Here is a 13,258-nt window from a genome sequence, read left to right on the forward strand (position 1 = left end):
CGATAAACCATGAGTAACTGGATGGACAATCCAGAAAAACGATCCAATCAGGAGTGTTTGGACAGACTGATCCTGCCTTTTTATGGGCTTGCCCTGGTGCTGATTACACTGGTGGAGGCAGTCAAGGGGTTACCGCTTACTTACGCGCAAACCCTCACAAAACCTACCTTTTTCCTTCCTGTGGTCGGTACTGCATTGATGGCGGCGGGCATGCTGAGCTTGGCATGTCCAGTTCTGCAGTGACCGCCTTCAGTTTCGACGAAGCCAGGCAGCAACTCACTTTTACCCAGACACGCCGACTGGGAACAGCCATCGAAAGGCAGGTACCTTTCAGCGATATCCTTTGGATATCGGCTTACGTCCTGTCCAGTTACGGTCATTTCGGACATTTTCAGCTCGGCTTTGTCGGACCCAAGGACAAGTTTTTGAAGTGCCGCTTGAGTACGGATTTCCCGGTCGCGGAAATGGAGTTTCACATTGCTTGGTTGAAGGGGTTGATCGGCGAGCGGATGAGCGATATTTGCTGGCTGGATACGTGATATTGGAGAAAAGCGGCATCAAGCTGGAACGCATGCAGCTATGAGCAACTGCGCAAGGCAAGTGGCCCTACGTGTTGGTTGCCAGCAACTACGGGGAGATGGTGTATGTCAGCTACCCGCAGAACGATTCGATATCCCTGGCTTATGAGAACTTTGAGGCGCCGTAATGGTTTACGGCGGCGGACAACTCGTTGTTCCTGTCCATAAATCGGAATGGCCTGGAGGGTTATCCGGTACCAGCTGCGTTCACTGAAATGTACCCAAGGTTTCAGTCCAACCTAAAGATCATCAGGCCACTGCTGCCACTGCACCCCATTGATGAGATGCCCACGGCGAATGAACAAACCACTGTTGAAGGCCTTGAGCAATCGGGAATCGTCGGTCCCGTTGAACCCTCGTTCGCTGGCATTCACGACTTTTCTGAGATTCCAATTGGAAACCTTGGAAGCTGCATATTCGATCCCCACAGTCCCGTTCATGCGCTTCTCGAGTCGGTAATTCAAACACCAATTCAACAGAGGGTAAGTCTCGCGCTGTGCCTCATCCATTAGAAACCTGTTCAAGTTGCTGGGCGCACGGAAGTCGAGTTTGTCCGTGCATCTGAACGCAACCGATGCGGCATTCGATGGATCTCCCTCTCGATCGAACAAATACTCCCAGAGGTACCGCTTCACAGTGTTGGACTGGTCGATAGACTGAATGGTCTGGCGGCTGATCCACCGTTTGACATCCTTGAACATGGCTCCGGCCTTGGGGCCGAGATTCAAGCCTATGCCAATCAGGTACCACTGGATTCTGTGGGTATGCTCACCGTGCCAAGGACCGGCACCGAGATCCTTGAAGGGGCGTCCCGATGCCAGTTGATCGTTGAACAACGACAAGACGTTACCGACCAGCAAGTCTGCCGGTAAGTGCTTGCTGGAAAAGAACTCCTTGTCGACATTGAAGCCGTTATCGGCCTCCCAGCGGGACAGCACGGTAGTCAGCAGCTTGCTAGTCGTTTCCTTTGCCAACTCGGCAAACCTATGGAATTCATTGGGTGTGCCTTTCTTCCATTTTTTTCTCATGCCGCTCAGATGATTGAATAGATTCAACACCGTCTCTGGCGTAATGGTGACGCCCTTGGAGCGTAGAGCCGCCTGGACAGCCATTGTCCGTTCAGAGAACAACAGAAATAACTGGTGCTCCAGATACGCCAGCGCGCCCCTGCAATTTTCTTCCGCTGACAGAAACGCCCCCACATCGCAGAAGTCCTGGAAGTAGGCGCTGTTCTGAAACGCTTGGGAAAAGTGATTGGTGAAGTCCAAAGCTACACTGGCTTCGCTTTGAGCGGGCATCGCGTTTTCCTCCATGAATGGCCTTTTCAGCTTAGTCCCGGAACACGGCGCTGCACGCTCTTTGGTAGCCGTGGTCCGGCTGTTTTAGCTGTTTTCTGAATAAACCCTATAACTAAAGAGCCTAACCAATGCCCTCCTGTCGCCTATCTTGAAACACAATTCAGCGCTGTTCCCTTGGTCGAATAGCTTCTCGAGATAACGGCAGACGTTATCCATGGAAACGGATTCTGCCATCCGTCGGCGCTGACGGGTGTGAATTACGAGGCGATATGGAGATCACGCAAAACAACCGCCTGGTGCAAGTCGACAGCCCCCTCGGTGGCGATGTCCTGTTGTTGCAAAGCATGGAAGGCAGCGAAGAGCTGGGGCGGTTGTTTCACTACGAATTGGACCTGACCTCCGAAGACCGGGCAATCACGTTCGACCAATTGCTGGGCAAGCCGATGGGCCTGACCCTGGAGCTGTATGACGGCGGCAAGCGCTATTTCCACGGCATTGTCTGCAGTTGCCGGCAATTGACCGGCCACGGTCAGTTCGCCGGTTACCGCGTCAGCTTGCGCCCGTGGTTCTGGCTGCTCACGCGCACCTCCGACTGCCGGATTTTCCAGAACAAGACGGTGCCGGACATCATCAAGCAGGTGTTCCGCGACCTCGGCTTCTCCGATTTCGAGGACAGCCTGAGCGGCAGCTACCGCGAGTGGGAATATTGCGTGCAGTACCGCGAAACCAGCTTCGACTTCGTCAGCCGGTTGATGGAGCAGGAAGGCATCTATTATTACTTTCGCCATGACAAGTCACGGCATGTCCTGGTACTGGCCGACGCCTATGGCGCTCACTCCACGGCGGCAGACTATGAATCGGTGCCCTTCTATCCGCCCGATCGGCAAATGCGCGAGCGCGATCATTTCTACGACTGGCAACTGGCCCGGGAAGTACAACCCGGCTCGCTGGCGCTGAACGACTATGACTTCCTGCGCCCACGCGCCAGCCTCGAGGTGCGCTCCAGTGTGCCGCGCACCCACACCAACGCCGACTACCCGCTCTACGACTACCCCGGTGAGTACGTCCAGAGCAACGATGGCGATCACTATGCGCGTACTCGCATCGAAGCCATTCACAGCCAGTTCGAGCGTGTGCAATTGCGCGGTCGTGCCCGCGGCATCGGTTGCGGTCATGTGTTCACGCTGACGGGATACGACCGCGCGGACCAGAATCGCGAGTATCTAGTGGTGGCCGCCCGTTATCAGATTCGTCAGGATGCCTATGAAAGTGGCCAGTCGGACGTCGCCGAACAGTTCGTCAGCGAACTGGACTGCATGGATGCCAACCAGGCCTTCCGCCCTCTGCCCCTCACGCCGATGCCCATCGTCCGTGGACCACAAACCGCCGTGGTGGTGGGGCCCAGTGGCGAGGAGATCTGGACTGACCAATATGGCCGGGTCAAAGTGCATTTCCATTGGGATCGCCATGACCAGTCCAATGAAAACAGCTCCTGCTGGATTCGTGTTTCCCAGGCCTGGGCCGGCAAGAACTGGGGATCCGTGCAGCTCCCGCGGATCGGCCAGGAAGTGATCGTCAGTTTCCTCGAGGGCGATCCGGATCGGCCGATCATCACCGGCCGTGTCTACAACGCCGAACAGACCGTGCCCTACGGGTTGCCGGCCAATGCCACCCAGAGCGGGGTGAAAAGCCGCTCGAGCAAGGGTGGCTCGCCGGCCAACTTCAATGAAATCCGCATGGAGGACAAGAAAGGCGCCGAGCAGCTGTTTATCCACGCCGAGAAAAACCAGGACATCGAGGTCGAGAACGACGAGACCCACTGGGTTGGCCATGACCGCCGCAAGACCATCGACAACGACGAAACCGTGCACGTCAAACACGACCGCACCGAAACCGTCGATAACAACGAAACCATCACCATCGGTGTGGATCGCACGGAAAAAGTCGGCAATAACGAAACCATTTCCATTGGCGTGAACCGTACCGAGAAGGTGGGCAGCGACGAGAAAATCACCATTGGCGCCAATCGCACCGAGAACGTGGGCAGTAACGAGACCATCACCATCGGCGCGGACCGCACCGAAAAAGTCGGTGCCAACGAGAAAATCAGCATCGCCAGCAACCGCACCGAGGACGTGGGCGGCAACGAGACCATCGGCATCAGCGGCAACCGTAACGAAACGGTCCAGGGCAACGAAGGCATCGAGATCAGCGGCAACCAGAGCACCCAGATCGGCCAGAACGAATCCCGCGACGTCGCCCAGAACCGCACCACCAACATCAAGCAGAACGACAGCCTGGACGTTGGCAAGCACTTCTCCCTGACCGCCGGCGACTCCATCAGCCTGACCACGGGCGACGCCAGCATCACTATGAAAAAGGACGGCACGATCATGATCAGCGGCAAGAACATCACCATCGACGGCTCCGGTGCCATCAAGATCAAGGCCAGCAAGAATGTGGTCGTCAAAGGCCAGAAGATTCTGCAGAACTAGCCATGGAGTAGGCGCTATGACCGTTGAATACCACCTCCCCGCCTCCTCCACGCCAGTGCGCGTGGAGGGCGTCGTGATTGGCGTGCTTCTGGATGTGCCCAAGGCGGACGCCCCAGTGGTGGCCTTCCCCGGTTGCCCCGCTGACACAGGCCTCGCCGCGCGCACTACCACACCGCTGAGCCGAGAGGACATCGGCGTCCAGGTCGCGCTGATGTTCGAGGCCGGCGACGTGGCCCGACCGCTGGTGATCGGCCGCATCCAGCGCCTGCCGCAAACCGCCATGCCAGCCGTCGCCCAGCTGGACGGCGAGCGCTTGGAATTTACCGCCGAGCGGGAAATCGTCCTGCGCTGCGGCAAGGCGAGCATCACCCTCACGCGTGAAGGCAAGATACTTATCCGAGGGGCCTACCTGTCGAGTCGATCATCCGGCGTGAACCGCATCAAGGGCGGCTCGGTACAGATCAACTGAGGCAGTGACGCCATGGAATTGGTAAACAAGACCCGCCTCGTCGGCGGCTATACGACCTCAACCGATAAAACGGGCCGTGAATGGCTGGTCGTGGTGGCGAAAGGGACCTACGGCATTCCAGATCACCCTGGACATCCGCCGCGCCTGCTTGAACAACAGGTTCCGCTGATCATGGCCGATGTATTCCCGGGGGAGCCCTGCGAATCAGCCGCGTTATACGAAAACGATTTTGCGCTGCACAAGCCCCGCTGCGATGTTCTGCTGAATGGCCACTGCCACGCCCCCAACGGTGAGCCGGCAACAGAGGTGAACGTAGCGCTGAAAGTGGGGACTCTCGTCAAGGCATTCAAAGTGATTGGGGCACGAAACTATGAGGATAGCGCCCTCTCCCACTCGATAAGCAAACCTGTTCCATTCACCACAATGCCGATTACCTACGCGCAGGCTTTCGGCGGCGTGGATCGCACGCATGCAGACCCGGCCAAACACAAATGGTACCCATGGAACCCGGTTGGAGTCGGATTTTACCCCTCGGCGAGCAGTGCCCAGACCAATGGCTTGCCGCTCCCCAATACCGAAGAACTGGACAGGCCGGTCACCGCTCCCCACGAACATTACAAGCCAATGGCATTTGGCCCGATTGGTCGGGCATGGCGGCAGCGTATCCAATGGGCAGGCACTTATGATCAGGCGTGGCTTGATCATCAATTTCCATTTCTTCCCGAAGATTTTGACGTGCGCTACTTCCAATGCGCACCCGAGGACCAGCAAATCGATTATCCCCGTGGGGGCGAAGAAGTCGCGCTGCTTAACCTGAGTGATAAAGGCCGCTCGGCATTCAGGCTTCCGGCAAATCTGAAACTCGCGATGCTTGTCGTTTTTCACGACGACAGCACACGGGAAGCCGTCGCTGTGGTCGACACCATCATTCTTGAACCAGACGCGAATCGCCTGACGCTGACATGGCGAGCTTCTTCACCCCTCGGGCGCAACATCAGGGAGGTGGCCAAGGTCATCGTCGGGCAAACCGCCGCTCAGTTCGAACAGGCCAAGGCCAACGAAGAACGCATGCGCGCGAAACAACACTTCAAGTCATTGGCTCAACTCATCGCGTGGACAAAGGAAGCCTATCCTCCCGCGGAAGAGGAAACATGACCTCCATGCAGGGGCACGCCCTCTTCATTACCAGCATGGGCATGGCCTGCCCCGTGGGCTTATGCGTCGCCAGCGCCTGTACTGCCAAGCGCGCCGGGCTGTCAGCACTCCAGGAGCTGCCGTTTTTTGACAACGCGTGCGAACCGATCATCGGCGCGGCGGTGCCCAGCCTTGACCTGGCTTTGCCGGCAGCAGCGCGCATGTCCGAGCTCATGCAGCATGCACTGGTCGAGTTGATACAGGGTGCGCCGAAGCTGGATTGGACAGAGGTGCCATTTCTCCTGTGCCTGGCTGAACCGGAGCGCCCCGGAATCAATATCAGGGAAATAGCCCAGGCCGTCATACAGGACGTATCTTCCAAGTTGGGCATACGGTTCCATCCAACGCATTCCAGGGTCATCCCCTCCGGCCATGTTGCCGGCATGCATGCCCTTCATGAAGCCAGTCGATTAATGCAGGAAACACGGGTCCCCGCCTGTGTGGTGGCGGGTGTTGACTCACTGCTCAGCGCCTTGACGCTGCAGTGGCTGGACGAACATCGCCGGCTGAAAACGGCCACTCACAATGACGGCTTGTTTCCTGGTGAAGGGGCTGCGGCCATCCTGATTCAGGCCTATCGGCAGCCTGGCACCTGCTTGAAAATCTCAGGCCTGGGCTTTGGGCAAGAAGAGGCGCCTCTTTTGTCGAGCAAACCCCTGCGAGCAGGCGGGCTGACCGACGCTGCTCGTACGGCACTCGCACAGGCCAAGCTGGGTCTGCATGAAATTGATCTGCGCCTGTCCGATGTCACGGGAGAGCAATACGGGTTCAAGGAACTTCCGTTGATGGAGGCCCGGCTTTTTCGGACAGTGCGAAAAGAGGATCAGCCACTGTGGCATTGGGCAGAGGCCATGGGTGACACCGGGGCCATTGCTGGAATCGTCCAATTGATACTCGCCGACCAGGCGTTTCGCAAAGGCTATGCACCGGGAACCACCGCGATCTGTCTGAGCAGTGCCCTGGCCGGTGCACGCGCGGCGGCTGTCGTGCGCGACCTTAGCCAGCCGGAGGGGGACCTATGAGCTGCGACGTTTACGCAAACGGCGATGAGATTGCATGCAAAGCGGGTGGCGGCAAGGTCATCGCGGCGTTCCCGGATGTCTGCCTGACACCACCGCCACCTCCGGGGGGACCTATCCCGGTGCCCTATCCGGACACCTCGTTTTCCAAGGACATGAAGAAAGGCAGCAAGACCGTCAAGATCGAAAACAAGGAGATCATGTTAAAAAATCGCTCCTTCTATAAAACCTCCCCGCTGGGCGATGAAGCCGCCACAAGAAGCCAGGGGGCCGGTGTCATCACTCACGTCATCACCGGCAAGACCTATTTTGTTTCATGGTCAATGGATGTTCTTTTCGAAGGCCAGAACGTAGACCGACATACCGATCTCACCACATCGAATCATGCCAGCCCCGCAGCGAATGCGGCCGTGCCCATGGTCAACACCGCCAAATACAGTCCGGTGCAACAAGACGCCAAGGTACCGGGCAAACACAAATGTGAATGTTGCGGCGGCGCGGCGCACTCCAAGGCTCAAGCGAACGGGGAGTACATGACGGAAGAGCAATTCTACGGCACCGCAGAAAATCCCAGGAATGCAGCCGTTCTCGCCAAAGTCCGGGCCAATCCCAAGTGCAGGCACCTGTTGCCACCCGCCGGAAAGCAACCGAGCGGCTGTAATAAGTACTACGTAACGAGCAAACGAGAGAAAGCCAACATTGAAAATGATTGGGCGATTAACCGGCCGGGCTATATGCGTTGGAAAGAAGTGGGCCAAGGAGAGCCGGTGGCGCATAGAGTCCCCAAGGCGGCCGGAGGTTGTCCGTCCGGGCAAGGGAATCTCGCCCCTACTGGCAAGAAGTGTGAGAAGCTCGAAGGAGAGCTGAGTGCACTTCAAGAGACACGCATCAATAGTTTTCCAAGGCCCGAATGATGAAAGCCTCTATTTACAAGCACACCCAAAGACCCGCTTTCCTTCAAGACAGCTTCTATTGGAAAGGACGTGGATATCACTACAGCGGGAGCGCTCCGGCAGAAGTATTGTCACCTGACGGATGGATGAGCAATGACCCGTGGATTGCACTTGCTGCGATTCTGGAGCATGCCAAGCGTGGAAATTACAGCCATGTCTCCCAACTGCGCAAATGGATAGTGGACCCCGATTGCGATCCAACGCTGGTATCGGCCTGCCTCGGTCTGACCGCTGATGCAGGGCTCGACACGGACCTGGATTTCCTGGCCGAACTCATACTCGAAGGCCCCACTTACCTTCGCATCGAGGCGTGCCTGGCAGCCCAGTGGTCTGGTGTGCTGTGGTTGATACCTTTCATGGTCGAGGCATGGCGTACGTTTGCGCGTCGGGCCGACCGTGCCGCCGTGGAAGCCAATTTAACCAATCTTCTTGACCCCATCGAAAACGAACCCGAGTTTTTTGACAGTGGCCTGAACGAAGTCGACTACAAAGCGGCTGTCGATTCACGACTCAGCCAACTGCAGGACGCTTATGGCAGCGATCGCTGCTCAATTTCCGGGGGGATGCCCGTCGACATGAACAAACAAGTCTGGGTCATGAGAAAGTCCCTGGTTCCTTCAGGCACTGACGAATGGATCGATTGGAGCAACTTTCTCATCTGGAGGCGTAAATTCGAGGTGTATTCCGGCGTTGACTGTTCCAGCTTCTATGGAAAAAACGGCGAGTTTCAACCGCTGAATGCGGCCGCTGTCCTGGACCGATACATGGCCTCTCCCCTGCACTTCGAAGTCGGTAAACGTTACTTCTTTGGAAACCTGGTGCCGTAACAAGACAGAGACGTCATGGTCCCCATCTCATCAATGATCGAGCAACATGCCGAAGAAGCTTGCTTCCTCATCCTCCTGCACGATCACGCCGTGCGCGCGCCCCACTATGACCTTGATGACCTCGGCAAACTGGATGAACGCATCGACGCTCATCTCGATGGCCTGCGTATTGCCGGCTCAACGAGCCTGGAAATTCTGCTGACCCAGCTTGGCCCGCACACCGTCGGAGAGATGTTCGCCTGTGTGCTGCTGGCCTTCGAGGCGGCCAATGCGAAGGTGCTGTCGCGGCTCAGCGAGCACTTGAGAAGTGCCACGGAAACTGAACGAGGTTACCTGATGGCCCTGGGGTGGCTCGACTGGGAGCGGATATCGCCCTGGATCGAGCGCATGCTCGCCTCCCCCGAGCCCTTGTTTCACCGCCTCGGCCTGGCGGCCTGCGGCATGCATCGCCAGAATCCCGGCCCTATCCTGCTGACCGAACTGTCCCACGCCGACCCCAGCGTGCTGGCACGTGCCGCCCGCACGGCTGGCGAGCTACGCCGGCGTGACCTGCTGCCGGCGATTCGTGCCCACCGCCAGCATGAAGACGCCGCCACGCGCTTCTGGGCCAACTGGGCCACCAGCCAAATGGGCGACCAGCAAGCCTTGGAGGCTCTGCGCTCATTCGCCGAGCAACCGGGCGAGTTCCAGTACCGCGCGCTCTGCGTACTGCTGGCCTGGCAAGAGCGCGAACCCAGCATCGCCTGGATACGGCAATGGGTACAGGATCCCCGGGATCGGCGCATCGGCGTCCAGGCCCTTGGACTGCTGGGCGATCCGGTCTGCGTGCCCTGGTTGATCCAGCAGATGAGCGACCTGCCCTATGCCCGCGTCGCCGGCGAAGCCTTCAGCATGATCACCGGCGCGGACCTGGCGTTGCTCGATCTGGAATTGCAGGCCCTGCCGAATTTCGATGCGGGCCCGAACGACAACCCTGAAGATCCCAATGTCGCCATGGACCCCGATGAAAACCTGCCCTGGCCCGATTCACAGGCAATCGAAAGATGGTGGCAAGCCAATAGCGGACACTTCCAGGAGGGTACTCGTTATATGCTGGGATTGGCCCATAGTGAACACAGCTTTCAGCAAGCCCTTGTCCGCGGCCAGCAACGCCAGCGCATCGCCGCCGCCTGCGGTCTCGCCCGCTTCCGGCCAGACGTGGCGCTTTTCCCTACCAACGCACCGGCCTGGCGGCAAAAGCGGTTGTTGGGGATGACGGCGGTGTCCGGGCGTTGATCAGGATGTTCATATAGCGCGCCGACGCCTGGCAATCACTTACCCCCCTTTGGAGGCACCATGCCAAACGCAACTGGACAGAACCCTGTGGCACTCATCAGTGGGGTTGGAAGTGAGATCGGAATCGGCATGGCGATCGCGCGCAGACTGGGTACAGCAGGCGCCAGACTGATCGTCACCGCCAGCAGTGCACGCATCAACGATCGAGTCGCAGAACTGCGCGCCGAAGGGTTCGAAGTCGAAGGCCGGGCCCTCGATCTTACCGATGAAAACCAGGTACGTGAGTTTATGGCGTGGGCGGAGTCCCTCTGGGGCCAGATCGATATCCTGGTCAACAACGCGGGCATGGCCATGCAAGGCAGCCCGGAGTTTTTTTCCGACGTTGCAAGCATGGATCTGCACACCTGGAACCTGACGCTGGCGCGAAACCTGACCACGGCCTTTCTTCTTACACGGGCAGTTCTGCCCGGCATGCGGGCGCGTCGTTACGGGCGCATCGTCAACATCAGTTCCACGACCGGCATTCGGTGCAGTAACCCCGGTGAAGCGGCCTACAGCGCCGCGAAGGCCGCGATGGTTGGAATGAGTATGAGCCTGGCGCTGGAAGTCGCCCAGCAAGGGATCACTGTAAACAGCGTCGCTCCCGGCTGGATCACCACAGGATCGACCACTACAGAGGAAGCCAAAGCGGCCGAATACACGCCGATGGGCCGCGCTGGACGTCCCGAAGAGGTCGCTGCACTGGTGGCTTTCCTGGCGTCTTCAGAGGCGAGCTACCTCACGGGGGAAGTTATCGTGGTGGATGGCGGAAACTGCCTGGTGGAGAACAAGGCCCCTTGATCTGAATCCATGGCCAACACCTTTCCCTTGTGGGTGCTCACGATTGCGGTGGTCCGGTCACTTGAACAACTCACTGCTCATGAAATCAATGAACACCCGCAGTTTCGGCGCCAGGTGCTTGCTTGAAGGCCAGAGCATGCGGAAGGTACTCTGATGCCGATTGAAATCGTCGAGGACGGTGACCAGTTCACCGGCGGCGATGGCATCGCGCACGGTGAAGTCCGGCACGCAGGCAATCCCCAATGCATCGCGCACGACGTACAGCAACGCCTCGGTGGTGTTGCAGACCAGGGTGGCCGGCAGGTTGAGATCCGGCTGCCCTTCCCCGTTTATCGGCCAGACCTGCATCCTGCCAGTACTGGGAAACTTGTAGAGCAGGCAGGCATGGCGCAGCAGATCCGCCGGCACCTGCGGCGTGCCGTGTTCGGCGAGGTACCGGGGCGAACCGACCACGACGAGCTTGAACGTGCCCAACGGACGGGACATCAGCCGGGAGTCGTTCGGTTCTCCAGTCCGAACGACGACATCGAAACCTTCCTCGATGATGTCCACCAGCCTGTCGGAGAAATCCAGGTCCAGTTCGATACTGGGGTAGCGGCGCATGAAGGCCATCAGCGTCGGCATGACCAAGTCTGCAACCAGCGGCAAACTCACCCGCAGTTTGCCCCGTGGCGCTTGGCGGGTTTGCGACAGTTCCAGTTCGGCCGCTTCGACTTCGCAGAGAATACGCCGGCAACGCTCGAGGAAAAGCGTCCCTTCCGCCGTCAGCGTGATACTGCGCGTGCTGCGATGAAACAGCCGCACACCCAGGCGTTCCTCGAGCCGGGCGACGCTTTTGCCCACTGCCGAAGACGAAATGCCCAGCGCCCTGCCCGCCTCTGAAAAACTGCGGGTTTCGGCCGCGCGAACAAAAAAATCAATCCCGCTCAGTGATTCCACGCCAGGCTCCAATTGCGGACATTTTTTCCGATGTGTTGCGCACTCTAGCATTCTTGTCTCGCCAAGGAGGGGCACTTACCGTAGTCGGCACTTATCAATCTGCGATTGACGCCGCTATCCGGCGGGTCAGAAGCGTTCCAGGCAGGTGACACATGACGATTGCCAATACCCATATCGACGCCGATGCCGAGGTTGTCCCGGACACCGCGCCGCTCCCCATCGGATCACTGTTTGCCCTCGCGCTGGCGGCATTCGTGACCATCCTCACCGAAGCCTTGCCCGCCGGTCTTCTTTCACAGATCAGCGAAGGGCTGGCGATCTCCGAAGCCCTCGCCGGCCAGTTGGTCACGGTCTACGCGATCGGTTCCTTGCTGGCGGCCATTCCATTGACCGCCGCGACCCAAGGCATGCGACGCAGATCGCTGTTGCTGATGGCCATCGCCGGTTTCGCCGTTGCCAATACCGTCACGACGTTTTCTACCCATTATGGTTTGACCATTGTCGCGCGCTTGCTGGGGGGCGTATCGGCCGGGCTGCTGTGGGCCTTGTTGGCCGGTTATGCCGCCCGCATGGTGCCCGAAAGCCAGAAAGGTCGAGCGATTGCAATCGCCATGGTGGGCGCGCCCTTGGCGTTATCCCTGGGCGTCCCGGCTGGCACGCTGCTCGGCAATCTGGTCGGTTGGCGAATGAGCTTCGCCCTCATGAGCCTGTTCGCCGTGGCCTTGATGGTCTGGGTACGACTCAAGGTGCCTGACTTTCCCGGGCAGGCTTCCAGCAAACGTCTTGCCCTGGGCCAGGTCTTCACCCTGCCGGGCGTTCGTTCGGTGTTGTTCGTGGTACTGGCTTTTGTCCTGGCGCACAACATTCTCTTTACCTATATCGCTCCGTTTTTGACGGCGGCGGGCCTGGGCGAGCGAACGGATCTGGTCCTGCTGGTCTTTGGCGTCGCATCGTTGCTGGGGATCTGGGTCGTCGGCGTGCTGATCGATCGCCATCTGCGGGCGTTGACGCTCGCAGGTACGGTGTTGTTCGCCCTTTCGGCCATGATGCTCGGGGCAATGAACGACAGGCCTGCGGCGGTGTATATCGCCGTGGCCGCCTGGGGAATCGCTTTCGGAGGGGCTGGGACGCTGTTCCAGACGGCCATCGCCAAGACTGCCGGAGACGCGGCGGATCTCGCCCAGTCAATGCTGGTCACGGCCTGGAACCTCGCCATTGCCGGCGGCGGGATCGTCGGCGGCATTCTGCTCGATCATCTGGGGGTGGTGGCGTTTGCGCCGGTCCTGGTCGTTCTCCTGCTGCTGACGTTGGCGGTGGTGGGGTCTGCCAGGCAGTACGGGTTTGCGAAGCGCGTTCAATGAACAGGGTGAA

The 13,258-nt window shown here is 58.9% G+C and carries 13 protein-coding genes; 11 read left to right on the forward strand and 2 right to left on the reverse strand.

Annotated features, from left to right (window positions below; all coding sequences use genetic code 11):
- Window positions 1-9 precede the first annotated feature (9 nt).
- Window positions 10-243 (forward strand): hypothetical protein, encoded by a 234-nt coding sequence (locus TK06_RS05910; protein WP_153044824.1) that lies wholly within the window; start codon window positions 10-12, stop codon window positions 241-243.
- The gene (locus tag TK06_RS05915; RefSeq protein ID WP_063321254.1) at window positions 225-539 is read left to right on the forward strand and encodes a hypothetical protein; all 315 of its coding nucleotides are present in this window, start codon (window positions 225-227) and stop codon (window positions 537-539) included. The genes TK06_RS05910 and TK06_RS05915 overlap by 19 nt, the downstream gene beginning before the upstream one ends.
- Window positions 540-817: 278 nt before the next feature.
- Here TK06_RS05915 and TK06_RS05920 read toward each other — a convergent pair whose 3' ends face one another.
- Window positions 818-1,876, reverse strand: a complete 1,059-nt coding sequence (locus TK06_RS05920; protein WP_063321255.1) for a LirA/MavJ family T4SS effector — start codon at window positions 1,874-1,876, stop codon at window positions 818-820.
- 269 nt (window positions 1,877-2,145) lie between these two features.
- Here TK06_RS05920 and TK06_RS05925 point away from each other — a divergent pair, with 269 nt between their 5' ends.
- Genes TK06_RS05925 through TK06_RS05960 form a run of 8 tightly spaced genes read left to right on the forward strand, consistent with a single transcriptional unit; the run spans window position 2,146 to window position 10,948 of the window.
- Window positions 2,146-4,371, forward strand: a complete 2,226-nt coding sequence (locus TK06_RS05925; protein ID WP_063321256.1) for a type VI secretion system Vgr family protein — start codon at window positions 2,146-2,148, stop codon at window positions 4,369-4,371.
- A 16-nt stretch (window positions 4,372-4,387) separates the two neighbouring features.
- Window positions 4,388-4,840 (forward strand): DUF6484 domain-containing protein, encoded by a 453-nt coding sequence (locus TK06_RS05930; RefSeq protein WP_063321257.1) that lies wholly within the window; start codon window positions 4,388-4,390, stop codon window positions 4,838-4,840.
- A gap of 12 nt (window positions 4,841-4,852) precedes the next feature.
- On the forward strand, window positions 4,853-5,995 hold the full coding sequence (locus TK06_RS05935; RefSeq protein ID WP_063321258.1) for a DUF2169 family type VI secretion system accessory protein: 1,143 nt from the start codon (window positions 4,853-4,855) through the stop codon (window positions 5,993-5,995).
- A complete protein-coding gene (locus tag TK06_RS05940) occupies window positions 5,992-7,056 on the forward strand; it encodes a 3-oxoacyl-ACP synthase (protein WP_238992593.1) in 1,065 nt (354 codons plus the stop codon). The genes TK06_RS05935 and TK06_RS05940 overlap by 4 nt, the downstream gene beginning before the upstream one ends.
- Complete coding sequence (locus TK06_RS33185; protein WP_063321259.1) at window positions 7,053-7,967, forward strand: DUF4150 domain-containing protein; 915 nt, start codon at window positions 7,053-7,055, stop codon at window positions 7,965-7,967. The genes TK06_RS05940 and TK06_RS33185 overlap by 4 nt, the downstream gene beginning before the upstream one ends.
- Window positions 7,967-8,833 (forward strand): hypothetical protein, encoded by an 867-nt coding sequence (locus tag TK06_RS05950; RefSeq protein ID WP_203417404.1) that lies wholly within the window; start codon window positions 7,967-7,969, stop codon window positions 8,831-8,833. Before TK06_RS33185 ends, TK06_RS05950 begins: the two co-directional genes overlap by 1 nt.
- Window positions 8,834-8,848: 15 nt before the next feature.
- The gene (locus TK06_RS05955; protein ID WP_063321261.1) at window positions 8,849-10,108 is read left to right on the forward strand and encodes a TIGR02270 family protein; all 1,260 of its coding nucleotides are present in this window, start codon (window positions 8,849-8,851) and stop codon (window positions 10,106-10,108) included.
- A gap of 60 nt (window positions 10,109-10,168) precedes the next feature.
- Window positions 10,169-10,948, forward strand: a complete 780-nt coding sequence (locus TK06_RS05960) for an SDR family NAD(P)-dependent oxidoreductase (RefSeq protein WP_063321262.1) — start codon at window positions 10,169-10,171, stop codon at window positions 10,946-10,948.
- 57 nt (window positions 10,949-11,005) lie between these two features.
- On the opposite strand, the gene TK06_RS05965 is transcribed toward TK06_RS05960, so the two are convergent.
- Window positions 11,006-11,887, reverse strand: coding sequence for a LysR family transcriptional regulator (locus tag TK06_RS05965; protein ID WP_063321263.1), 882 nt, complete (start codon window positions 11,885-11,887; stop codon window positions 11,006-11,008).
- Between the two features lie 152 nt (window positions 11,888-12,039).
- Here TK06_RS05965 and TK06_RS05970 point away from each other — a divergent pair, with 152 nt between their 5' ends.
- On the forward strand, window positions 12,040-13,248 hold the full coding sequence (locus tag TK06_RS05970; protein ID WP_063321264.1) for an MFS transporter: 1,209 nt from the start codon (window positions 12,040-12,042) through the stop codon (window positions 13,246-13,248).
- The last annotated feature ends 10 nt before the right edge of the window (window positions 13,249-13,258 follow it).

Origin of the sequence: Pseudomonas fluorescens, from assembly GCF_001623525.1 — a bacterium.
In the GTDB taxonomy this organism is placed as follows: Bacteria; Pseudomonadota; Gammaproteobacteria; order Pseudomonadales; family Pseudomonadaceae; genus Aquipseudomonas; species Aquipseudomonas fluorescens_Q.